The following is a 24,247-nucleotide window of genomic DNA, read 5'->3' on the forward strand; positions in this document are numbered from 1 at the left end:
TTTGTTTAAGAATATAAGCCTATTATCAAAAAGCTCCCGTATTGCAATTCGCAAATACGAGAGCCTTCTTGATTCAGTAATTTATTAAAATCATCCAGTGTTTTGCAAGCCTGCAGCAACACCAGAAACAGTGCAGAGAATCAGGTAGATGAACTCTGCCTGCTGGCTTTCGCTCAATTCTTCCTTATCTACCTTGTTGCGAAGCTTATGCAGAGCAAGTGACTGAATTACAGACAGAGCATCAACATAAGGCGAGCGCACACGAATCGCTTGACCAAGCACATGGCGATGCTGCAACGGCCACTTGTCGTCAACAATTTGCAAAACCCACTTGCGCGTAAGCTGCATCTCCGAAAGCACCTTATTGCTCAAATCTTCACGATCTCCAAGGCTTAAATACATGCGAGCAATTCGCTCATCTGTTTTAGCCAAAGACATCTCAATATTGTCAATAAAAGTACTAAACAGCGGCCACTCTTCGTAAGCTCTGCGCAAAGTTTCCAAGTCGCCAAACTTTTCGCAAGCAGTACCCAAGCCATACCACGCTGCCAAGTTGATTCGAGCTTGTGCCCAAGAGAACACCCATGGAATCGTGCGCAAATCGTCCAAAGACTTTGCTCCTAAACCACGCTTTGCAGGGCGAGAGCCGATTGGAAGCAAACCAATCTCACTAAGCGGAGTAACAGTTGAGAACCAAGGCGTAAAGTCATCTGTTTGAAGCAAATCAATAAAACGATTATGCGCTGCAACATCAAGCTTTTGAGCCATATCCGCATACTTATGCGTCATCTCTGTATTTGTTTTCTCAACACTTGGAGCAGACTGAAGCAAAGTTGCTGCAGCCACTGATTCCAAGTGACGAATGGCAAGAATTGGGTTTCCGTAGCGAGCGAAAATAACCTCACCCTGTTCAGTAAGCTTAAATCGGCAATTTACTGATCCAACTGGCTGAGCCAAAACAGCACGGTTTGCAGGACCACCGCCTCGTCCAACAGCTCCTCCTCTACCGTGGAACAGTGTCAAATCAATGTCATTATCCTTAGCCCACTGTGCAATACGTTCTTGAGCAGAATGTAATGCAAGTGTTGCAGAAGTAGGGCCTGCGTCTTTGGAAGAATCGGAGTATCCGAGCATAACTTCCATCTTTCTGCCAGTAGCCTTTAAGCGAGCTTGGACTTCTGGAATCTTAATGATTTCTTCCAGAACATTAACCGAATTCTGCAAATCTTCTAGCTGCTCAAAAAGTGGTATTACGTCAATTGTTGGAGCATCCTGTGGATGCGCGAACGCAAGGCGATTAAGCTCAAATACATCGCGAACATGCTGAGCAGACTTTGCGAAGGAAATAATGTAACGGCGAGCCGCTCTCATTCCGTTTCGCTTTTGAATTGCTCCCAAAGCACGGAAAGTGTCAAGAACTTCACGAGTCATCGGTTGCAGAGGACCACGCTCCCCGTGTAAGCCGTGCTCACGAATATCTTCCAATGCGCGCGAATGTACGAGCGAATGCTGACGGAACTCCATCTCCACCATGTGGAATCCAAATGTTTGAGCCTGCCAAATCAGATCCTGCAATGGACCATATGCTGCTCTAGCATCTCCAGCTTCCGCAAGCGAACGTTGTACTATCTGCAAATCTTCAATGAACTCTTCGCAAGAATGATACATCAAGTCTGTATTGCGGCTAATCGTGTGGTGTAGTCGGTCTGCCATCACAAGCATAACAGCTCTATGCGGCTCGCTGTTAGATACGTCGGACGCGTTTTCAGTCAGCTGCTCGCTCATTTCCCTCTGGCGGTTCCAAAGCTCCAGCAGCTCAACGCTTGGAGGCGTTGTGCGTGTTTCCATAGTCAAGCATTTGCCCACTTCGCGCGTGCGTTCTTCCAGCGCTTTCAAAACGTGGTTGCTAAACTTGCTTGCAACCTGCCTACTTACCTTTGCTGTAACGTTTGGATTTCCGTCTCTATCGGATCCAATCCAGCTTCCTGGGTGGAAGAATGCTGGGCAACGCGGTGGCACTAATCCAGCTTTTTTGCCCAAAAGCCAATCGTCAAATCTGCGATAAACCAACGGAATTGTGTTGAATAAGGTTGCGTCGAATATATCGAGTATTGTGTCCGCTTCTTCAACTGGTGTTGGCTTTTTAAGAGCAATAGGCGAGGTGCGGAGCAATGCGTCTATCTCGTTGTATAGACGCCTGTAATTTTCGCGCTTGTCTGATCCTCCTAGCCTATTGTGTTTGCTCAGAAGCTTTGATATTCTGCGGATTTTACCAGCTACAGCTTTTCGTCTTGCTTCGGTTGGATGCGCTGTAAAAACTGGGTGGAATTCAAGCTTATTTAGCAGTTCCTTAGCTTGCGCAGGGCTCATTTCCGTAAGCAACTTGTGGTATGCGCATGTTAGCTCATTAACTGGGTCTACGGGATTAGATTCTTCTACTTCGCATTCGCGTTGGTGCAGCACGGAGACCCTGTAGTTTTCTTCGCACAGGTTTGCTAAGTGGAAGTATGTTGCGAATGCGCGTGCTAGAAGCTGCATGTCTGGAAGGTCCATGCCGTTGATTTTTTCTACAGCCTTGCTTAAGCCATCGTCTTCTGTTTCTTGCGCATCAAGCATTTGCGCAAAGTGAGCTGCGCTTGCGTCTACTGCGTTTAATCGCACTTCGTCGAATACGGTTAACAGTTTTTCATCAAATTCGCCTAATACATCGCGCAGAATATGTAAGCATAAATCCATGTCTTGCTTAAGCGATGCTGGCAGTTCGCGCTCTTCAGGTCCTTTTCGTCCTAGTCCAGACGTAACTATTGTTGCGTCTGCTGGAGTTACCTGTTGATTTTGAGTTGTCATCAGACCTCCTTGTGCTAGTCATAAGGTTGCTTGGTCGTTTGACTTCCACGGCTCCTCCGCGGTTATTTAGGTCAAAAGTTGCAAGCCCACAGCCTTTGTTTCCAGCGAGATTCCAAAATAATTGTGAACCGACCTTAGGACTGATTTTTTCTATAAATTTCTTATAGGCTACGCGCTGCGTATACTAAAAATTGTGAGCATAGAAGAGAACAACGCTGATAGTAATTCAAACAGTAGTAATTCAAACAGTAATGACAACACTCCACAAATACTTCCGACCGGTCATATAGTAGGAAAACCTTCTGGAAGATTCCAAACGCACGCGATTCCTTTGGATATGGATGATGTTGAGCGCGATTGGGATAAGCCAGTTACGGAAGCTGGGATAGCAGCGAAATCCAGTATTATTATTCGCGTTGGTGCTCTTGGTTTGGGCGCTGGTACTGGAAGCTACCGAGTCCGTGAGCTTATGCATAGGATTGGCGAACCTATGGGTGTTAATGTGCGCGCAGACGTTAATTTAACAGACATTGAGGCTACTTGCACAGATAAACATGAGCGCATTACAGAAGTTGTTGACCTTCCTACTACGGGCGTAAATACGGAAAGAATCTGGCTGCTCGAACATTTTGCAGACTGGTTTAACGTTAAACTTGGAAACGATTCCTTATACCATTCAAAGGCAGCTGTTTCTAAGGAGTTGGTGGACACTCTTCAGGCTGGTAGCAACGAGAACGCTATTGTTCAAACCGCTAAACAGTCGGAGGCGCATGCTGCAAAAGTCGAAGAGAAAATTGCTCTTCAAGAGGCGATTCGCAAAGAAAAACCTCGCGGGATTTTTGCGCTTCAGCCAGAAAAAACTTATGCAGAACATTTTGCTCATGTTCAAAATGTTCAAAATGTTCAGAATAATTACAACAATCAAAATCAAAATAGTAAAAATGATTTAAATTCAGAGCTTAAAAACAATTCGCATAATTCTAATAATCCAAATAATGCTGGCGACTTTTCCGCGCCGCTAACTGTTCGTCAAGTTCACGACCGACTTGATTTAATTAAAAATCGTAAGCCTCTTTATAAGCCTTGGTTTGCGGGTCTTGCATCTGCTGTGGCGTGCGCGTCCTTCGCATTTTTGCTCGGCGGCGGCGCTTACGATATGCTTGGTGCTTTTATTGGAGCTGGCATTGGCCATTATGTTAGAAGACGCATGTTTATGCATCATCTAAACCAATTTGTTGTAACGTTTATTGCTGTTGCTGTTGGCGCTTTAAGTTGTATTGCTTCTCTTCGTCTTGTTGGATGTTTTGATCCTGCTGCTTTGCATCACAATACGGCTTATATTGGTTCTGTTTTGTTTGTAATTCCAGGTTTTCCTCTTATTACAGGCGGATTAGATATTGCTAAGATTGATTTTCCTTCTGGCATTCAACGACTTTGCTACACGATGGCGATTATTCTAATGGGCACTCTTGCAGGCTGGATGGTAGCAAGCCTTGTTCAACTTAATCCTCAAGGCTTTACTCCACTGGGCTTAAATCCTTGGCTTAATGCTGTTCTTAGAATGATTACAGCGTTTGCAGGCGTGTGGGGATTCTCTGTTTTGTTTAATTCTCCTCAAAGAATGTGTTTTGTTGCCGGAATAATTGGCGCAATTACCGATACTTTGCGCTTGACTATGGCTGATTTTGGTGTTGCTGCAGAAATCGCAGCGTTTACTGGCGCTTTACTTGCTGGTCTTTTGGCTTCTGCTTGGAGAGCTGTGGTTCATAGGGGTTGGGCGCCTCAATATTTGGGTTATCCGCGTATTGGTCTTACTGTTCCATCTATTGTGATTATGGTTCCTGGACTTTATATGTATCGTGCAATGTTTTATCTTGGGCAGTTTAATACTCTTCCTGCTTTAGATTGGACTTTCCGCGCTTTTATGGTGATTATTTGCTTGCCATTAGGTCTTGCTGTTGCGCGAGTTATAACAGATAGAAGCTGGCGATACGACATTTAGCCATATCGCTAATAAACATAAGCAAAATAGTGTAGACCTAAACAAAAACGCCCAGTAATCGCTGGGCGTTTTATTTATGCGCATTTTATTTATATGCAATCAAAAAAGAATTAATCAGTACTTCATGTTCATTGCTTCGCGTACTTGCTCAAGTGTTTCTTGTGCAATCGCAGCAGCTCTTGCATTTCCATCGTGCAAAATATCTCGCACAGAATCCATATCTTTTGCTAATTCCGCACGACGCTCGCGGTGTGGAGCAAGGAAGTTGTTTACAGATTCAATAACATACGCTTTTAGTGCTCCTGCACCTGCGTCACCAATTTCTTGCGCAATATCTTTTGGATCTCTGCCAGTAACCAATCCAGCGGTAGTCAAAAGAGCAGAAACCTGTGGGCGAGCTACTGGGTCGAATGTAATTCTACGCTCAGAATCAGTCGGGCTTTTCTTAATCAGCTTCGCTGTTTCTTCTGCTGTTGCGCCCAACATAATCGAGTTTCCGTAAGACTTACTCATTTTGCGTCCGTCTAATCCTGGGATTTCTGGAGTATCCGAAAGAATCGCAGCTGGCTCTGGGAAAACAGGATTCTTTTTTGCATATCGCTCATTAAATCTGCGTGCAATTGTGCGAGTAATTTCAATGTGTGGCAAATTATCTTTTCCAATTGGCACAACATTTGCTTTGCAGAACAAAATGTCGCAAGCCTGATGCACTGGGTATGTAAGCAAAAGTCCTGTTAAAGCGTGACCCGAAGCCTCCATTTCGGCTTTGACAGTAGGATTTCTATGCAATTCGGCTTCTGTAACTAAAGACAAGAATGGCAGCATAAGCTGATTTTCTGCAGGAACAGCGGAGTGTGTAAAAATCATGGTTTTCTTAGGATCAATTCCAGCAGCCATATAATCAAGAACAAGATTTAGTACATTATCTTCTACGTGTTCAACAGTGTCTCTATCTGTAATCACCTGATAATCTGCAATAATCACGTTTGTGTTTACGCCAAGATTTTGCATTGCGACACGCTCACGTATCGAACCGAAGTAGTGTCCTAAATGAAGTCTTCCTGTTGGCCTGTCTCCTGTGAGCATAGTAAAGGAGCTAGGATTTGCTTTTAGCTTCTCAAGCGTTGCGTCTGAACGTTTTTGGGCTGCTACAAAGCTTGCACTTATTTCATTTCCAGCCGCCGTAACTTGTGCTTCTTCTGACATTTCTAACTCCTTATGCATGCGATTTTTCTTGCGATTTTTAAGCCTAAAAATATGGCTTATATCGTAAAAGTCCACTCAGACAATATACTCGGTTGCGGCACAGTGGTACGCTCTTGTGTGATGAATTGATTGTTTCGGTAAATTAGAGGGGGTCAGATGGGCCGCGGACGACAGAAGGCAAAGCAACAGAAAATTGCCCGTAAGCTCAAATACCTGACGACCGATACGGATTATGACGAGCTTGCTAAGGAGCTTAATACTCACGAGCCTGGTCAAGGATCCTTCGATCCGTTTGAATCTGATAGTTATGATGAATCTGAAGATTATCTTGATAAGGAAGAAGATTCGTCTGATTTTGCTGATGATAGCGATTCTAAAAACGCTAATGAAGAGCAAGACTCGGGCGATTCTGTTCCTTGCAACGATGACGATTTAGACGATTATGCTAAGTGGGCTGCTGAAGCAGCTGCGTCTGCAGCCAATAAAGATAAATCGTCTGGCAATTCTGGCACGGTTCACCACCATATTCCTATGCCTATGCCGAATTTCATGCATAAGAAGTAATTTAAAAAAATAATAAACAAGTAAAACAAGTAATTGTTGAATTAAATTATTGAATTAAATTATTCTCATGCAAGAGATTTTGTGAGTTCGGGCAGCAGATTGCTTAGGTTATCTCGCTCTCCAATTGCACTTATATTGCCAATTTGCTGCTCGTAATCCCATTTTGTTATTCCGCATGAAAGCCGCAACCAAACATCTGGGTCTAGTTCTATAACATCAGGCGGCGTTAGATTGTGTGGATCTGATTGTGGACCTTCTAGTATTTTTACAGCTCCCCAGGGTGCTACTCTTACTTCTACAGCAAATCCAGGCGCTATTGATTCCAAGACATAAAGAGAATATCTAACAGCCATTGCTTCATCATCTTTACTAACTTCAAGAGTTTTGCTGTTAATACACGTGAAATTTTCCTTATTTTGCAAAGATTTCACATACACCTTAGCCTTATTTTCCCATAATTTAAATGATTCTTTAGCGCGATTTATATCTTTTTCTCTTATAACCGTCATATTTGAATTATCTCATGAATTACATGACTATTATCTGTATTTTTAGTAGCGTTTTATCAAAGTCTGATAAAAGTTTAGTAAAAGTCATATTGTGAATAATTCTTAATAAGTGTTTGGGGTTGTGATATCATCAACAATGAAAACGTGTGCATTGTCACGAACCTTCTTGTGCACAACACAATTTGGCGTGACTCCAACCAAAACAATCAAGGGTTGAGATTCGCACATTTCAGTAAATATAACAAACGGCACAAGGAGTCAAATATGACTAAACACGTCGCGCCGAAAGCCAAGACAACTGCGGCGACATTTGCCAAAGAACTTCAAGAACATCTGAAGTACACTCAAGGTGTCACGCCAGAACAGGCCACTACGGCTGATGTGTATGTTGCCGCTGCTACCGCTGTCCGTCGCCACTTGATGGACTCTTGGATGCAGACCCAGCATGACATGATTAACGGCAACACCAAGGCTGTGGGCTATTTGAGCGCAGAGTTCTTGATGGGCAAGCAGCTTGAGAACGCTTTGCTTAACGCTGGTCTTACCGACCAGTTCAACAAGGCTGTAACTAAGCTTGGTTTCGATCCAAAAGCTGTTATCGATGCTGAGTATGAGCCAGGTTTAGGTAACGGCGGTTTGGGTCGTCTCGCAGCCTGCTTCATCGATTCGCTCGCCTCTATCGGCGTGCCAGCATTTGGCTACGGCATCCAGTATCGTTACGGAATTTTTAAGCAGCGCTTCGACGAAGATGGTAAGCAGGTAGAAACCCCTGATTACTGGCTTAGCAACGAAGAGCCATGGGGTCACATCGATTACGGTCGAGATCAGCGCGTTAACTTCGGCGGCGAAGTTGTTGAAGAAAACGGTAAGCGCGTTTGGAAACCAGCTTGGTCTGTTCGCGCTGTACCAGTTGACTACATGGTTCCAGGCTACAACTCTGGTCGCGTAAACACTCTTCGCTTGTGGACTTCTAAGTCTTACGACGAATTTGATTTGATCACATTCAACAAGTCTGAGTACTTGGATGCTGTGAAGCCACAGGTTGCTGCAGAAAACATTTCTAAGATTCTTTACCCAGAAGATTCCACTCCAGAAGGTAAGGCTTTGCGTCTTGAGCAGCAGTACTTCTTCGTAGCTGCTTCTATTCATGATGCTATCCGCGTGTTCTATCCAGGTCAGGATAAGCCGGATCTCACCACCTTCCCAAGCAAGATCAACTTCCAGTTGAACGATACTCACCCAGTTATCGGTATTCCAGAGCTTATGCGCGTTCTTATGGACGAGTACGGCTACGATTGGAACACCGCTTGGGGTATCACCACCAAGACCTTCAACTACACTTGCCACACCTTGCTTCCAGAAGCTTTGGAAGTTTGGCCAGCAAAGCTTATCGGCGAACTTTTGCCACGCCACCTTGAGATTATTCAGGGTATCAGCGAGCAGTTCCGCAATGAGCTTCGCGGTAAGGGCGTTGCTGAAGATCAGGTTGAGCGCATGCGTATCGCTACCGACGCTGACAAAAATGGCGAAGGTGCTGTAGTTCGCATGGCTTACTTGGCTACCTACGGTGGTTCCTACGTTAACGGTGTTGCTGAGCTTCACTCTGAGTTGTTGAAGGATGTCACTTTGAAGGACTTCTCCAGCGTTTACCCAGATAAGTTCAAGAACGTCACCAACGGCGTAACTCCTCGTCGATTCGTGCGCTTAAGCAACCCACGCATGTCTGCTCTTATTACTGAGGGCTTGGGTACTGACGCATGGCAGGGTGATTTGGAGCTTCTTGAAGGTTTGAAGCCATTGGCTGACGACAAGGCATTCGTTAAGAAGTTTGCTGAAGTTAAGAAGCAGAACAAGCTTGCCTTTGTTGATTTTGCAAAGCAGAAGTATGGCTTTGAAATCAACCCAGACACTATGTTCAACACCATTGTTAAGCGTTTGCACGAGTACAAGCGCCAGTCCATGAAGATCCTCCAGGTTATCTCCACATACGCTGGAATCAAGAATGGCACAATCGACGTTGACAAGATGCTTCCACGCACCGTGTTCTTCGGCGCTAAGTCCGCTCCAGGCTATGCTATGGCAAAGCTTACGATTCAGCTCATCAACAATGTTGCTCGCGTTGTGAACAACGATCCAGCATGCAAGGGCAAGCTCGCAGTATTCTTCCCAGAGAACTACAACATTGAACTTGCTATGAACTTGATTCCTGCCACCGATTTGGATGAGCAGATTTCTCAAGCCGGTAAGGAAGCGTCTGGCACTGGTAACATGAAGTTCGCTTTGAACGGTGCTTTGACTGTTGGTACTCTCGATGGTGCAAACGTTGAGATTCGCGAGCGCGTTGGCGCTGAGAACTTCTTCCTCTTCGGCATGACTGTTGACGAGGTTGAGAAGCTCTACGCTGAAGGCTACGATCACGGCGGCTCCTACAAGTACTACGAGTCTGATCCTCGCTTGAAGACCGCTGTGGATATGGTTGCTGACGGCACCTTCTCCAATGGCGACAAGAGCGTGTATGAGCCACTCGTTAACGATTGGCTTACTCACGATTACTTCATGGCAATGGCTGACTTCGGCTCTTACATGGATATTCAGGCTCAGATTGAGGAAACTTACCGCGATCCAATGAAGTGGGCACGTATGGCTGTGTTGAACGTAGCCAACTCCGGTTACTTCTCTTCCGATCGTTCTATTCAGGACTACCTCGATCGCATTTGGCACACTGGCGCTCTTCCAACTGCTGAATAAGCAAAAGGCGCTAATGACTGTAATAGCCATTAAATAGATAAAAAGAGCAGTGGAAACATTTTTCCGCTGCTCTTTTTATATGTTTTATGCGTTTTTATGCGTTCTTCAATATTTTATAAAACGTGTTACTTGTAATCTTAAAGTCATACAATATAACGCGGTAAATATACGTTTTAATTAATCTAAGATTAAGGAAAAAATATGTCTGTAGAAGAAAATATGCAGCATAATTTACTCCCAGAAGGTGCAGAATTATTAAACGGATTATATTCTGTAAGGGATTATATACAAAAGTTTAATGAAAAACTTAGCTTGTTTATGCAAGCAGAAAAAGAAAAACGACAATTACTATCTGAACAGCAACTTATTCTTAAAAAACTTATCAAAACAGACAGTACTAAAGAAAAATCTGATTATGGTCTTTTTATGGCTGGTATAGCCTTTAGCATCGTATTCGGAGTTATTACTGCACTAAGCGGCAATATTAACGGACTTATTTTTTGCGTAGTTATAACAGCTGTATTTGCTGTTGGAAAAGCAAAAAATAGCAAAACAATGTTAAATATAGGAAGAGTCTTACTTATTCTGCTTATATTAGCTTGGCTTAATGGATTGTGGAATACTTATACTTTTTCGGTTAAATACAACAATATTGGATCGTTTGTAATTTATGCTGCTATTAATGTTATTGCATTTATTGTTGCAGCTATTGTGGCTGCGATTATTGTTAAAAAATATAATAAAAAAATTAATCGCGATAACAATAAAGAAGAAAAACGTGTTTCTGCATTAAATGCACAAATTAAAGAAAAGAATGATCAGATTGTTCAACACAATAACATGGTTGACGAACGTCGTAGTGCATTATACAAAGAAATGAATGACATTAAAGAGCATATGCTTGCAGAAACTTCTTCGTGGTATCCAAATGATTACTATGTTTTAGATTCTGTTGAATATTTTATTTCTCTAGTTAAGAATCACGAGGCAGATACAATCAAAGAGATGATTACTGCATACAAGCGAGATCAATATCATAACCAAGTTCTTAATAATCAAATGGATATGAGGCAAAAGCTAAATGCTATGGTCGATAATCAGAAGACAATGCTTGAGAATCAAGAAGAGATGATTAAGCTACAGAAGATTTCTAACGTTCTTCAAACTATACAATGTGTTAATGGCTTTATTATTGCAGGCAACACAAGCGCAATTGCTAACAATACAAGCGCAATTGCTAACAACACTAGAGAGATTGCAGACAATACAAGAGGAATCGAACAGAACACTCGTCCTCGTTCTTCGTGGTTCTAAAAAATATTTAGATAAAACACAAAATAAAACACGAGTGGCGGCAGGTTCTCAGAGAAATCTACCGCCACTCGTTTTTATAAACAGTTAAACTATTAAGCTTCTACTGGATTAGATACTTCAGATTCTTCCTTATCTGTCTTTTCAGCACCTAAATCGATTGGTGAAGAGCTGTTCTCCCATGGCTGCTCCCATGGATCATAATCAGGATTATGCTGCTTGTATACATACAATGCTGCAATACCTGCGAGCAGTGCTCCAAAGAGCAGTGCAAAGAACTTCCAACCGCCAGAGGACCTGTTCTCCATGATGGCTCCTTTCGTCAAGCTGACCTGCTCGTCCAAGTCAACAATTTATATCGAGTTTTACTCGCGTACTCACTATCATAGTGATTTTTTTCAATACTCGCATCTTTTTTATCATATAGATTGGTTACAAATATTTAAACTTTGTGTATGCGATTAGATAATGTTATTTTATGAACAATTTTGATGTAAAAAATATTATTAGGCGTTTTAAGATTAATTGCAAAAGCGCTACATATTCACTCATTTATATTTGTGTGTTTGTTTGGCTTGTTGAAATTATTCTTCATACTTTTTCGCCAAACTTGTATCAAGTACTTATTGAGAATACAGCATTTTCTCCATTTTTGATTAAAAAATCTATTTGGACTTGGTTTACATCTATGTTTGTTCATTCTCCTGGATTTAGCCACATATTTTTCAACATGCTCTGCTTATATTCTCTCGGAATAGAATTAGAGAAATTCTTTGGCAGGTGGAAGTTCTTCTTCCTATATGCCATTTCAGGACTAGGAGGATGCGTTGCTACCCTACTTTACTGCAGAATTACAGGAAACTGGTTCTTGTCAGCTTATGGCGCATCAGGTGCAATTATGGGGCTTATAGGGGCACTTCTTGTAGCTCAATGGAGACTCGGTGAAAATACTCGAGGAACTTTGATATGGATTGCTTTAACTCTAGCTATGCCTATTATTATTCCAAATATCGCTTGGCAGGCTCATGTTGGTGGTCTTATCACTGGAACAATTTTGGCTACTTTGCTTGGAGTAAATAATCCTATTCTTAAAAAAGCATCTTTTAATGAACGTTTTGCTATATATTCTTTACTGATTCTTATTGTGCTCCTAGCTATTTGCATGTTCTGCATATGCTAATCAACTTTAAATTACACATATGTAGTTCTCCACAATTGTGGACACACAAGTGGATAACTTGGGTATAACATGGGAATATCTACTCAAGTTATCCACAATGTTGTACACAAACGTTGATAACTCAGTCTTTTAAAACCTGTTAACAAGTGCATAAAAGTTATCCACATTTTTTGTAAATTGTGATTTTCTCCAATCTTAATAAGAAATAAAATTATGCAATCTAAATTCAATAATTCAAAACATCTAGATCCCCAAAACCAAGAAACACTTGATTTTATTAAGGAAAATCAAGATGTCAATCCTAAAGATGCTGCTTTAAAAGCATCTAATAATCCAAAAATCAATGTTTTATTTGCCGTTAATCAAATAAGCGGAAAACAGATTGCAAAAACAAAACTGCCTAATTGGTATATGAATAAACAAGTAATATACCCAGCTCACATTTCGATGGAACAATGTTCATCGCAAGCAACCGCACAATATAAAGCGCAGATAGTTCATAATCTTATAAAAGACAATAACTTAAACAAGTCTAAAACTACACTAATTGATTTAACCGGCGGATTTGGCGTAGATTGCGCAATAATGAGCAAAGAATTCAATGAATCTATTTGCGTAGAAAAACAAGAAGAATTATCTGCTATCAGCCAGCACAATATGATTGTAATGGGATTAAAAAATGTTCATTGCGTAAATTGCACAAGCTCTGAAGTATTAAATAACATAAACTCATCTACACTTATTTACATTGATCCTGCAAGACGTGACCAAAAAGGATCTAGAACATACGCCATAGAAGATTGCACTCCGAATGTTATAAACCTAAAATCACAAATGCTAGATGTTTCAAAATTTGTGATTATAAAACTATCCCCAATGCTTGATTGGAGAAAAGCTGTCTGTGATTTTAACGGAAACGTTAGTCAGGTACACATAATTTCTCACAACAATGAATGCAAAGAATTACTTTTAGTACTGGACGCAAATTTACATAACATTGTTGAGATTCATTGCGTTAATAATGAAAATATTACTGTTTTTTGCGCAAAATATGATTCGTCTTTACACAAGGTTGAAGAATCTTACGAGATTTTAAATAATGCCACAAATGTTATGGAAAATTGGAAAAATTTAGCTAAATATGTTTATGAGCCAAACGCATCTATTATGAAAGCAGGATGCTTCAATCTTTTAATACAAAAATATGATGTTTATCAAATCGCAAGCAACAGCCACATTTTTATTTCAGAAAATTGTAACTCTGATTTTCCTGGAAAAATTTGGAAAATAGAAGGAGTCTGCAGTATGAATAAAAAAGAAATCAAGCAAATTATTTCAGACTTAGAGTACGCGAATATAGCCACGTACAATTTTCCAATGAGTGTTAATGATTTGAAGAAAAAACTTAAATTAAAAGATGGTGGTACAACTAGGATTTTGGCTACTACGGATAGTAAAAACCAGCACGTAATTATTAGAGCAAGTCAAGTAACAGATAAACAGATAATATGCAATAAATAAATTAATGGCTGCGCACTCATGTACACAGCCATTAATCAAAATTTAAAAAGTTCTATTAACTTTTTATCTCCAGCACATTGTCATTAAGAATCCAGCCATAACCAAGCATGCTGCAATCAAAAGGTTAAATGCTCCAATTCCAGGAATTGGTAGAGAAGGATTCAGGTAGTAAACAACCGCCCAGAACAAACCAACAATCATAAGCGTGCAGAAAAGCGGAACAAACCAACCAGCATTAGCCTTTGTTCCTTTAATTGACTCTTCAACTCGACGAGTATTTTCTTCTTGACGCTTCATCATTCGCTGTATCTGCGGAGACAAAGAATCTTTGTCCGCAGTCGCATTCAGAACAGCTTCAACCTGCTCCATAGGCACGCCATACAAATCTTCTTTAGAAGATTCTTTTGCTTCGCCAGCATCGGCAGATGAAGCAGCATTCAATGTGTTTAATTCTTCGTCAGCCATAACAGTAACTCTCCAATCAATCGGCTACACGCTATAATAATAGTTACACTCGAACGCAATAAGAAGACTGGATGCTATGGCTAGACAAACAGGTAAACACAGCGCTAAAAAATCGCTGTTGGGAAGCATTGCTGTGGCATTAGCTATCTCTTTTACAGGATATTTATTTATTACCAACTTGCGTATTAATCGTACAGCGTTTGTTACATCAGACACTGGTCAGATGGTAGAAAGAAATTCTCAAAGAGCAAAAAGTTTAAGAGAAGATGTTAAAGAATTAGATTCACAAGTAAATCTTCTAAACAAAACTTTAACAAATAATACAAATGATGCAGATTCTTCCGACGATACTGGCGCTAGCACAATACTCCCAGCAATACAGGGACCTGGAATTAGTGTTACACTGAACGATTCACCACTGTGGAAAACGGCCGTAAACGGGTCTGGAAGCTCAGCAAACATAAATGACTATGTAATTCACCAACAAGACATAGAAGCGGTGGTAAATGCCCTTTGGAGAGGCGGAGCAGAGGCAATAACAATCCAAGACCAACGCATACTATTCAATTCTGCTGTTGTTTGCATCGGAAATGTGCTTATGTTACAAGGTCATCAGTACTCGCCACCGTATAGAATATCTGCTATTGGCTCAATCGAAGACATGGTAGATGCGCTGGATGATTCTCCAGCAATTCGAACATATAAAGACTATGTCAGCGGTTTTGGGTTGGGATGGAAAGTGGAAAAAAAGACTAATCTAAAATTCGCAGAATCTTCTGCACTTTTACAGCCACTACGATATGCTTCGGTTCCAAAAGATGCCGATTTTATTAGTAGTAGCATTTCGCCACAACACCATTCCAACAGGCAATAAAGGAGTAACATGAAGCGTTCTAACAATATGCACGAACGTAGCGAAACCAAACACGGCAAAACCAGTATTATCTGGCAAGCAGTTGGTGTTGTAGGAGAACTTCTTATTTCTTTCGCTGTTATTTGTGCACTGTATATTGTCTGGCAAATGTGGTGGACGGGCGCACAAGCTGAACATATACAAGTTGAAACACGTCAATCTGTTTCTTGGACAAACCCTGCTGCTGGTCCTAAAACAAAAATTGCTCTTCCTCAAGTAGACAATCCTCCTAAATTACAGGGCGTCAAACACGGAGATCTTCTAGCGCGAATCTATATTCCGCGCTTCGGTGATCAATGGGAGCGTAATGTTATTGAAGGCGTAGATATGGAGATACTTAATCGTAGAGGATTAGGTCATTATCCTAAAACTGAGTTGCCTGGAGAAATTGGAAACATTACAATTATTGGCCACCGCAATGGTTATGGTCAACCTCTTGCAGATGTTGATAGGTTCCAAAAGGGAGATCCTATTATTCTTCGAACTAAAGATTATTGGTTCGTTTACAAATACATTACTCACAAGATTGTCAGACCAGAACAGGTTGAAGTTCTTGACCCAGATCCAATAAACCATAGTAAAGAGCCAAAGAAACGCATGATTACGATTATTACATGCGAGCCTAAGTTCTCTACGCCTAAGTTCCGCTTTGTTAGCTTTGGAGAGCTTGACTATTGGGCTAAAGTTTCTGACGGTATTCCAAAAGAGCTTTCTACTTTAGACGAAAACGGAAAAGTTAAGTTTGTTAATAACGAGAAACAATCTTTGATTTCTCACCTCGATTCACTTGTTCCGCTTATGATCGGTGCACTGGTAGTATATCTGATTATTTTTGCTGCTGGAGCTATTGCATGGCAGTGGCCTTTAAGACGCGAGATTAAAGCAGGTCTAAAGCCAAAGCCTGAATTCAGCATCTTTGGCGGACTTATGAGGCTACAGCCTGGAATTCTTCCAGTGAGATTAATTCTCTCCTTGATTATCTACCTAATATTAATGATGATACTTATGCAATGGGTATACCCGTTTGTTTCGGCAAATATACCATTCTTAAGAGAGATGTCAGCATATACGGCAACGCCTTACTAAAGGTTAAGTAGATAAGAAATAAGTAGATAAGATTAATAGATAATAAAAATCAGGGTTAGGATAATTTCTTAACCCTGATTTTTGTTGTATAAGATTAAACAATTTGTATAAGATTAAACAATCTACTCTTGGTTTATATGTAGTTTATATGCAAACTAACTAAAACACGTAGATACTAAACATGCACTTAATTAATATAAAAAAGAATATAAAAAAGAATATAAAAAAGAATATAAAAAAGAATATAAAAAAGCCAGTAAGCTTATTAAACTTACTGGCTTTATGTTTTTTACAAACCTGTATCTGTTGTTGTAGTAGATGTAGACGGGTCTTCAGTAGAAGGTTTATTCAAGTCTAATCCAGTACCTGGCTTTGTAGTATCTGACGGAGGAGTAGCAGATTTCACGGTCAAAGTGATTGTTGAACCTTTGTCAATCTTTGATCCTTCTTTTTCAGACATTCCAGTAACTATGTCATCATCTTTAGCTGATGCATCAGATGCGACAACCTTAAAACCTTTTGCTTCCAATACTTGTTTAGCCTGCTTGAAGGTTACAGTACCAACAGACAAACGAGGAACTTCAACCTTAGGCTTTCCTTTAGAAACATATACTGTTACAGAGCTATGAGGCTTTACTGCAGCTCCAGAAGACGGGTTCATCTTAGTCACAGTTCCTTCAGATGCAGTATCAGATTCTTCCTCAACAACATTTACAGTAAAACCAAGATTTTGCAATTCGCTTGTTACAACATCCTTAGATTGTCCAACTAAACCATCAGGAATCTTTGTAAGACCAGAAGAAATGTATAAGGTAACCATAGATCCCTTATCTGCAAACGAATCTGCAGAAGGATCTGTACGAGTAACGTGATTCTTCTTAACTTCCGTACTATCTTCTACACGAACATTAGATATCTTAAATCCAGCACGTTCAAGAGCTTTACGTGCTACATCTTGCGATTTACCAGTAACATCTGGAACCTTAGTAGACTGTGGACCTACAGAGAACCATACGCTTACTCTAGATCCTGAAGAAACCTTAGCTCCACCTTTAGGAAGCTGCTTGGTAAAAGTTCCTTCTGGTTGAGAAGATTTATCATCTTCCAAAATATCTGGGATAAGACCAAGAGCTCGCAACTTTTCGCGAGCAGCATCCTGCGTTGTTGTTTCTGTAAATGTAGGAACTACAACTTCTCCAGCAAGTTTACTGCGATTCAAAACCAATAAAATTCCAGCAACAACAATTGCACAAACTACAGCAGATATAACGGAAGTAATAACAATTCTCTTACTTCTTTTTGCTCTATTAGCTGCAAGCTGCGCTGCTCTAGTGTTATAACCAGTATTTTGAGTATAAGGCTCAAATTGACCTGTAATAGCACCAAAGCTTTGTGTTGATGCAGTATCAGCATTGTTCATTGCTTGTGTTGCAGCATTCTGCTCAGCCTGCTTTCTAGCACGCATATTAGCCAAATCCGTCAGAGGATTAAATGCTGCAGCAACAGGAACACCACCATTCATAAAAGCCAATATGTCATTTTTAAATTCTGCGGCAGTTGCATACCTATTCTGACGGTCCTTCGCCATTGCTTTGGCACAAATTTTATCCCACATAACAGGAAGACCAGGAACAAGCGTACTTAATGGCGTTGCAACCTCAGACACATGCTGATACGCAATTGCAACAGCTGAATCACCTGTAAAAGGAGGTCTACCAGTTAGCATCTCATATAAAACACAGCCAGCAGAATATAAGTCAGATCTCATATCTACTTGTTCTCCACGAGCCTGTTCAGGAGACAAGTATTGAGCAGTTCCAACCACACCCTGTGATTGTGTCATTGTTGTTGCAGAATCGTCCAATGCCCTAGCGATTCCAAAATCCATAACTTTGACAATGCCCTGCTCGGAAATCATAATATTTCCAGGCTTAATATCCCTATGAATTACACCCATTCTGTGCGAATACTCAAGAGCATTAAGAACTCCGAGCATAACCTGCTCAGAGTCTCTTTGACTCAAAGCACCATTCATTTTAAGAATATCGCGTAAAGTTTTACCCTTAACATATTCCATAACAAGATATGGCAGATGCTCTTCTACACCATTGTCATCTTCTACAGATTCTTCTCCAGAATCATAAATATTAACTATGTTAGGATTGTTCATCTGAGCAATTGAATGTGCTTCTCTGCGGAATCTCGATAAGAAAATCTCATCATTTGCCAGATCAGAACGCATAATTTTAACCGCAACAGTACGACCAAGACGTTTATCTTCTGCGATTCTCACCTCGGCCATTCCGCCACGACCAATTAATTCACCTAATTGGTACCGTCCATTCGCTAATGAGGTAGGCATTGTGTTACTCATTGCTGCTCCTTGCGGTTGTTATTGTTTAAAATGTTAATAATATTCACTTGAGTTTTTGGAACACTTCTCACGCTACGAGCAGGACGCTGAACAGCGGAAGAAGGTATTGAGTTTTTATTATTAAATTCTGTTTGCTGATCTAAAAGTCTTCTTTCTATTTTTGAAAGAACTTTTGACACTACTAGAGCATCTTTAGGTCTGTCTTTTGGATTCTTAGAAAGCATTGACATTACAAATTGTCTTAATTGGATATCAACACTATCTGGAAGAGGTGGAACAGGATCGTTAACATGAGCTGCTGCAATATCTACAGGCGTAGCTCCAGTAAATGGTCTGTGTCCACAAAGTCCTTCGTAAGCAACGACTCCGAGAGAATATATGTCAGATTGAGCAGTAGCTTGTTCTCCTTGAGCTTGTTCTGGAGAAATATATTGAGCCGTTCCTACTACCATTCCATCTTGGGTTATTTGTTCTTGATCACTAGAATAAGAAACACCAAAATCTGTTATTTTTACACTTCCAGTGTCAGAAACCATAATGTTTGCTGGTTTAACGTCTCTGTGTATAACACCATGAGAATGAGCTACAAAAAGACCTCTAGCTGTTTGAATAAGAATAGGAAGCAAACGAGTTGGTTCCACAGTTTTTTCTTTATGATACAAGTCTGCTAAAGATTTACTAGGCACATACTCCATAATCAGGAAGCCAATACCATCATGCTCATAATAATCAAATAATGCCGCAATATTAGGATGCGCTAAATTGGCTGAATTATGTGCTTCTGCACGAAGTCTACGCAATTTAGCTTCAACGTTGTTGGTATCTGTTCTAAGAGCTTTAATTGCTACAATCCTGCCGAGCTGTATGTCAAAACCTTTCCATACCTCGCCCATACCGCCTTGTGCAAGACGTCTATCTAACCTATATCGATGATGAACTAATTGTCCTTCAACAAGTTTCATTGCTTAAGAGCCTCCTTCATCACCTGTTTCATAATAGGTCCTGCAGTATAAGTTCCATATGTGTTCGCATTATGAACTACTACTGCTATAGCTATTTTAGGGTCTTCTGCTGGGGCAAATCCAATTACCCACCCATTTGCAGACTGATTTTTTACACCAATCTGCGCTGTTCCAGTTTTTGCTGCAACATGAATATTTGGTAGAGAAAGATTTGAATTTTCTTTAACTACTACACTTTGCATCATACTATTAAGTTTTGCAGCTGTCTGTGCACTAATAGCTTGGCTCATAACAGTAGGATTTGTTTGCGATATAACAGACAAATCACTAGATCTTACGCAATCAACCAAAGTTGGTTTCATAAGAGTTCCGTTATTAGCTATAGCCGACGCAATCATAGCATTTTGAAGCGTAGTAATCTTTGCATCTCCTTGACCTATAGATTCTAGAGCTAATTTATCTTGAGATGGTTTAGTAGAAAGTAATGATGTTACTACTCTCATAGGGAAACCAGTTGAATCTGATCCATCTAAAGTAAATGAGCTAAAGAATCCAAATTTCTTAGCTTGCTTTATTATTGCGTCAGACCCTAACGATATTCCTAACTGTGCAAAAGCAGTATTTGAAGAATAAGCTAAAGCATCTTCAAATGATATTTGTCCGTTAACTCCATTTGCGGGAACAACAACATTTGTTAAATGTGTTCTAGTTCCGGGAAGAGTGTAGCTTGAACCAGCCGGAATCTGAGTATTTAAATCATATTTTCCAGATTCTAACGCTGCAGCAGCAATAAGTGTTTTTAAAGTAGATCCTGGTGCATACAGTTCAGAAATGGAACGATTAAGCATCGGATTATAAATATTAGATATAAGATCCTTGTAAGACCTATTTACAGAAGAAACATTGTGAGAAGCAAGAAGTGAAGGATTGTAACTTGGAGTGCTAACCATTGCTAGTATTCGTCCAGTTTTTGGCTCTATAGCAACTAAAGCACCTTCTTTATTTTTTAGTAAATTATATGCAAGAGTCTGAAGCTTAGTGTTAATAGATGTTTCTATTGAAGCACCCCTATTTTCTGCTCCAGTAAACAATGACTTAAACTTTTGAAGGAATAAAGCATCTGACTGTCCACTTAAAAGCTCATTCCTTGACGCTTCTATTCCTCTATCAGCTCTTTGACTTATTGAATAATATCCTGTAATCGGAGCATAAACTTCACCATTGAAATATGAGCGCTGATAAACAAAAGCATCTTTAGATGGATCAGATTTCGCTAATACTGTTCCATCAGACGCAAGTATTGCTCCTCTAGGAGACCCAAATTCATGGTATAGTGCTCGTCTATTTCTAGGATCTGAATTTAACTCGTTTGCTTTTATAGAAGTTATGTAGGTACTAGAAACACAAAGTATTACGAATAATATTATTACTGCAGTAAAAAGCTCTTTTAAACATTTATTCATAACTTTCACCTCCATCTTCTTTAAGATCAGAGGCTTTATTTTCTCTCTCCCTAAGTTCTCGTTCTCTTAAGGCAGCTAAAGCTTCGTATTGGAAAGTATCAGACATAACAGCAGTTTCAGGCTTATTTGCAGCATTAGAGATAACAATCAAAATAGCAGCAAGCAAATAATTTGCCACTAATGAGGATCCTCCAGCAGCCATATATGGCATTGTTAAACCAGTTAAAGGAATTACAAGAGTAATACCTCCAACAACAGTAAAAACTTGGAAAGCCATTGTAAAAACTAAACCAGATGCAAGGAGTTTTCCAAAACCATCCTTGATTTTCATTGCCGTTATCATACCCGAAGCAATAATAATCAAGTAAAGCATTAATACTATGAACAAACCCGTCAATCCTAATTCTTCACCAACTGAAGCGTAAATAAAATCAGAATTAGCAAGAGGTGTCAAAGATGGGTGACCTTGCCCTAATCCGGTTCCTGTAACACCACCAGCTGCCAATCCAAATAATCCTGTAACAATCTGAGCAGAACCACCTGGGAATCTATTGTAAACAACTGGGTCATACGGGTTAAGCCAAGCATCTACTCTATATTGCACGTGAGCAAATAATTTAACAGCTACAAAGCATCCAATCATGAATGCTATAAATCCAATTGCAAGCCAACCTTTTCTGCCTGTAGCAACATACAACATGGAAACAAACATTGCGAAGAACATTAAAGATGTTCCTAAATCATGTTGTACAACAAGAACGCACATTGATGCAGCCCAAACAAGTGCAATAGGACCCATGTCTTTAAATCGCGGAAGATGCACGCCTAAAATCTTTTTTCCGCCAACAGCAAGCCTGTCTCTATGGTCAAACAAATATGCTGCAAAGAAGAATGCTAAGAATAACTTTGCAAATTCTCCAGGTTGAAGAGTGTGGTTACCAAAACCAATCCATATTCTTGCTCCGCCAATTTCCTTACCAACTATAGGAAGCATTGGAGATAGTAACAATATAAGACCTATTATCATGCTTACGTACGAGAAGCGTCTAAGTATTCTGTAATCTTCAAGAACAAGCACAAAAATTATTGACAAAACAAGAGCAACACAAACCCATATAAGCTGTTTCATAGCAATATCTGTATTGTGCTGTTTATCTATCCTAGCAATCAGTACTGTTCCGATAGTTGTAAGCAGAAGCATACATGGCAATATAACTTGACTGCAATAAGGTTTTTTTACTATTAAAACTCCCCATAGAACCAAGTATAAGGCTGTTGTAAAAGTAAGCATTCCAATATAATCTGCTGGAATATATCCGTTAATCCTCAAAAACATCTGCAAAAATGCTAATGAAGATATAATTATGGAAAACAGAAGTAGAGAAATTTGTTTAATCCTAATACTCAACATATTCATGAGGTTTTACCCCCTGAATCAGAGTCTGAATTTACAACTCCACTATTATTGCCATCTTTATCGTCTAAACTAGATTTAGCACTTTTTTGTTTATTAGTGCGTTTTTCAATCTCTCTGGCACGCATTTCACGTCTTATTAATTTTGCGTGTCCTCTAGCTTCTTTAAGACTGCTAAAACTTATTCCTTCATCGAGCTGATCTTGCCAAGATTTATCTAGGTTTTTTACTCTTATATCTGTTTCTTCGATCTGATGCGAAAGTTCTAAACCAAAAATATTTGTAGGAACACCCTGGTAAATAACTACTCTATCGTTACCTTTACCAATGTAATACTGCTTTTGAGTCCACGAATATACAAGATATGCTCCAGAAGCAACAATAGCGCATACTACAAGTATTGCGAAAGCAACTCCTATTCTCATCCATCTTTTTCTAATCTTATTTGCTTTGTGTGCTTCAGCTTGTTCTCTTTTTACAGCTCTAGCAACATCTGGGTCTCTAGGATCAGTTGAGATTCTTCCATTCTTCTTTTTTACAATAGGAATCTCATTTGTATCTGTAGACCTAAGTTCTTCTTCATTTCTTAAGTGAGAAGGCTGAACTAAACGAGTTGTCTCAACTTTTTCAACATCTTTTTCACTCGACTTTTCACCATCTTGTATAAGAGCAGCGGCTCTTTGAGCAGGCGAATTTTTACCTTCTCGCAACACTGGTGTGGAAGATACTGCCTTATTAACAATATCTGCTATCGATTCTAAATCCTTACTTGCAGCACCGCCAATCAATGGTGTTTGGTGAGGCAAATCAAACGCATCTGCGTCTAGTGCCAAAGTCGCATCCGCAATAACAGCTGTGGCATTATCGGTACTTCCAGCTTTAAGAGCCATTGAAACAAGTTTTTGAGCACATTCTTCTTGATTAGATACGCTGCTCATAACTTCTTGAATAGTGGAATCTTCTAATACTCCACATACTCCATCTGAACAAAGCAACCAGCGATCTGAAGGATGAGCTAATCGAATTGCCATATCTGGGCGTGGATCAATATCAAAATCACCTAATACTCGCATAACAACATTGCGCTGTGGATGATTTCTTGCTTCTTCTGGAGTAATATGACCAGTATCAATTAAATGTTGAACATAACTATGGTCACAAGTCATTCTTATAAGATGATTATCTCGCAACAAGTATGCTCTAGAATCACCTAAATGTGCAAGAACCCAGTATCCGTTTACTAAAGAAACAGCTGTTACTGTCGTTCCCATGCCAGCAAGTCGTCTTTCACGCTTTGCTTTTCCAACAATCGCGTCGTGAGCTGCCATAATTGATGTTTCCATCATAGAAGAAACAGCTTTTACATCATTTGGTCTTGAATCCTGCTCAATATGAGCTAAAGATCTTATTGCAATAGTAGACGCTGTATCTCCACCAGCATGACCACCCATACCGTCACATATAGATGCTAAACGCTCTCCTGCGAACGCTGAATCTTGATTATTACTACGAACTGTACCAACATCACTAACAGCCGTAGAATACATAAACAACGCTTTATCAATAAATGAAGCTTTATTAAAATTATTTTCTTCATCTCGATTAGTGTTTTTATTATTTAAAGAATTATTTATAATATCGGAATTTCTACTATCAATGTCTGAATTTAATTGTGTCATATA

18 protein-coding genes are annotated in these 24,247 nt (G+C 40.0%); 8 read left to right on the forward strand and 10 right to left on the reverse strand.

Annotated features, from left to right (window positions below; translation table 11 throughout):
- Positions 1-90: 90 nt before the first annotated feature.
- Positions 91-2,847, reverse strand: coding sequence for a phosphoenolpyruvate carboxylase (locus ABVC65_RS01915; RefSeq protein ID WP_353582477.1), 2,757 nt, complete (start codon positions 2,845-2,847; stop codon positions 91-93).
- 193 nt (positions 2,848-3,040) lie between these two features.
- On the opposite strand from ABVC65_RS01915, the gene ABVC65_RS01920 reads away from it, so the two are divergent.
- Positions 3,041-4,849 carry a threonine/serine ThrE exporter family protein gene (locus ABVC65_RS01920; RefSeq protein WP_353582478.1) on the forward strand — a complete coding sequence of 603 codons (1,809 nt, stop codon included), beginning with the start codon at positions 3,041-3,043 and terminating at the stop codon, positions 4,847-4,849.
- Between the two features lie 114 nt (positions 4,850-4,963).
- On the opposite strand, the gene trpS is transcribed toward ABVC65_RS01920, so the two are convergent.
- The gene (trpS, locus tag ABVC65_RS01925) at positions 4,964-6,055 is read right to left on the reverse strand and encodes a tryptophan--tRNA ligase (protein WP_004574390.1); all 1,092 of its coding nucleotides are present in this window, start codon (positions 6,053-6,055) and stop codon (positions 4,964-4,966) included.
- A gap of 156 nt (positions 6,056-6,211) precedes the next feature.
- Between trpS and ABVC65_RS01930 the strand changes: the two genes are divergently transcribed.
- Positions 6,212-6,619, forward strand: coding sequence for a DUF3073 domain-containing protein (locus ABVC65_RS01930; protein WP_004574391.1), 408 nt, complete (start codon positions 6,212-6,214; stop codon positions 6,617-6,619).
- Between the two features lie 65 nt (positions 6,620-6,684).
- Here the strand turns inward: ABVC65_RS01930 and ABVC65_RS01935 are convergent, their stop codons facing one another.
- Complete coding sequence (locus ABVC65_RS01935; RefSeq protein ID WP_353582479.1) at positions 6,685-7,128, reverse strand: sterol carrier family protein; 444 nt, start codon at positions 7,126-7,128, stop codon at positions 6,685-6,687.
- A gap of 264 nt (positions 7,129-7,392) precedes the next feature.
- On the opposite strand from ABVC65_RS01935, the gene ABVC65_RS01940 reads away from it, so the two are divergent.
- Together ABVC65_RS01940 and ABVC65_RS01945 are read left to right on the forward strand one after the other, a co-directional pair.
- Positions 7,393-9,876 carry a glycogen/starch/alpha-glucan phosphorylase gene (locus ABVC65_RS01940; protein WP_353582480.1) on the forward strand — a complete coding sequence of 828 codons (2,484 nt, stop codon included), beginning with the start codon at positions 7,393-7,395 and terminating at the stop codon, positions 9,874-9,876.
- Between the two features lie 201 nt (positions 9,877-10,077).
- On the forward strand, positions 10,078-11,190 hold the full coding sequence (locus ABVC65_RS01945; RefSeq protein ID WP_353582481.1) for a hypothetical protein: 1,113 nt from the start codon (positions 10,078-10,080) through the stop codon (positions 11,188-11,190).
- Between the two features lie 92 nt (positions 11,191-11,282).
- Here the strand turns inward: ABVC65_RS01945 and ABVC65_RS01950 are convergent, their stop codons facing one another.
- The gene (locus tag ABVC65_RS01950) at positions 11,283-11,495 is read right to left on the reverse strand and encodes a hypothetical protein (protein WP_004120159.1); all 213 of its coding nucleotides are present in this window, start codon (positions 11,493-11,495) and stop codon (positions 11,283-11,285) included.
- Between the two features lie 170 nt (positions 11,496-11,665).
- Between ABVC65_RS01950 and ABVC65_RS01955 the strand changes: the two genes are divergently transcribed.
- Together ABVC65_RS01955 and ABVC65_RS01960 are read left to right on the forward strand one after the other, a co-directional pair.
- Positions 11,666-12,367, forward strand: a complete 702-nt coding sequence (locus ABVC65_RS01955; protein ID WP_004120162.1) for a rhomboid family intramembrane serine protease — start codon at positions 11,666-11,668, stop codon at positions 12,365-12,367.
- A gap of 213 nt (positions 12,368-12,580) precedes the next feature.
- Complete coding sequence (locus ABVC65_RS01960; RefSeq protein WP_353582482.1) at positions 12,581-13,888, forward strand: THUMP-like domain-containing protein; 1,308 nt, start codon at positions 12,581-12,583, stop codon at positions 13,886-13,888.
- A 63-nt stretch (positions 13,889-13,951) separates the two neighbouring features.
- Here the strand turns inward: ABVC65_RS01960 and crgA are convergent, their stop codons facing one another.
- Positions 13,952-14,353: a cell division protein CrgA gene (gene crgA / locus ABVC65_RS01965; RefSeq protein WP_004113997.1), complete on the reverse strand. Its 402-nt coding sequence runs from the start codon at positions 14,351-14,353 to the stop codon at positions 13,952-13,954.
- A 76-nt stretch (positions 14,354-14,429) separates the two neighbouring features.
- Between crgA and ABVC65_RS01970 the strand changes: the two genes are divergently transcribed.
- Together ABVC65_RS01970 and ABVC65_RS01975 are read left to right on the forward strand one after the other, a co-directional pair.
- On the forward strand, positions 14,430-15,227 hold the full coding sequence (locus ABVC65_RS01970; RefSeq protein ID WP_116692408.1) for a DUF881 domain-containing protein: 798 nt from the start codon (positions 14,430-14,432) through the stop codon (positions 15,225-15,227).
- A 9-nt stretch (positions 15,228-15,236) separates the two neighbouring features.
- Positions 15,237-16,352: a class E sortase gene (locus ABVC65_RS01975; protein WP_116692407.1), complete on the forward strand. Its 1,116-nt coding sequence runs from the start codon at positions 15,237-15,239 to the stop codon at positions 16,350-16,352.
- 289 nt (positions 16,353-16,641) lie between these two features.
- On the opposite strand, the gene pknB is transcribed toward ABVC65_RS01975, so the two are convergent.
- From pknB to ABVC65_RS02000, 5 genes are read right to left on the reverse strand one after another with little or no spacing between them, the layout of a single operon-like run.
- Entirely contained in the window at positions 16,642-18,726 is a 2,085-nt protein-coding gene (pknB, locus tag ABVC65_RS01980; protein WP_353582483.1) for a Stk1 family PASTA domain-containing Ser/Thr kinase, read from the reverse strand.
- Positions 18,723-19,688, reverse strand: coding sequence for a serine/threonine-protein kinase (locus tag ABVC65_RS01985; RefSeq protein WP_004574398.1), 966 nt, complete (start codon positions 19,686-19,688; stop codon positions 18,723-18,725). The genes pknB and ABVC65_RS01985 overlap by 4 nt, the downstream gene beginning before the upstream one ends.
- Entirely contained in the window at positions 19,685-21,151 is a 1,467-nt protein-coding gene (locus ABVC65_RS01990; protein WP_004120177.1) for a peptidoglycan D,D-transpeptidase FtsI family protein, read from the reverse strand. Before ABVC65_RS01990 ends, ABVC65_RS01985 begins: the two co-directional genes overlap by 4 nt.
- Entirely contained in the window at positions 21,144-22,568 is a 1,425-nt protein-coding gene (locus ABVC65_RS01995; RefSeq protein WP_004120179.1) for an FtsW/RodA/SpoVE family cell cycle protein, read from the reverse strand. Before ABVC65_RS01995 ends, ABVC65_RS01990 begins: the two co-directional genes overlap by 8 nt.
- On the reverse strand, positions 22,565-24,244 hold the full coding sequence (locus tag ABVC65_RS02000) for a PP2C family protein-serine/threonine phosphatase (RefSeq protein WP_004120182.1): 1,680 nt from the start codon (positions 24,242-24,244) through the stop codon (positions 22,565-22,567). Before ABVC65_RS02000 ends, ABVC65_RS01995 begins: the two co-directional genes overlap by 4 nt.
- Positions 24,245-24,247 lie beyond the last annotated feature (3 nt).

Source organism: Gardnerella vaginalis (assembly GCF_040427915.1).
In the GTDB taxonomy this organism is placed as follows: domain Bacteria; phylum Actinomycetota; class Actinomycetes; order Actinomycetales; family Bifidobacteriaceae; genus Bifidobacterium; species Bifidobacterium vaginale_C.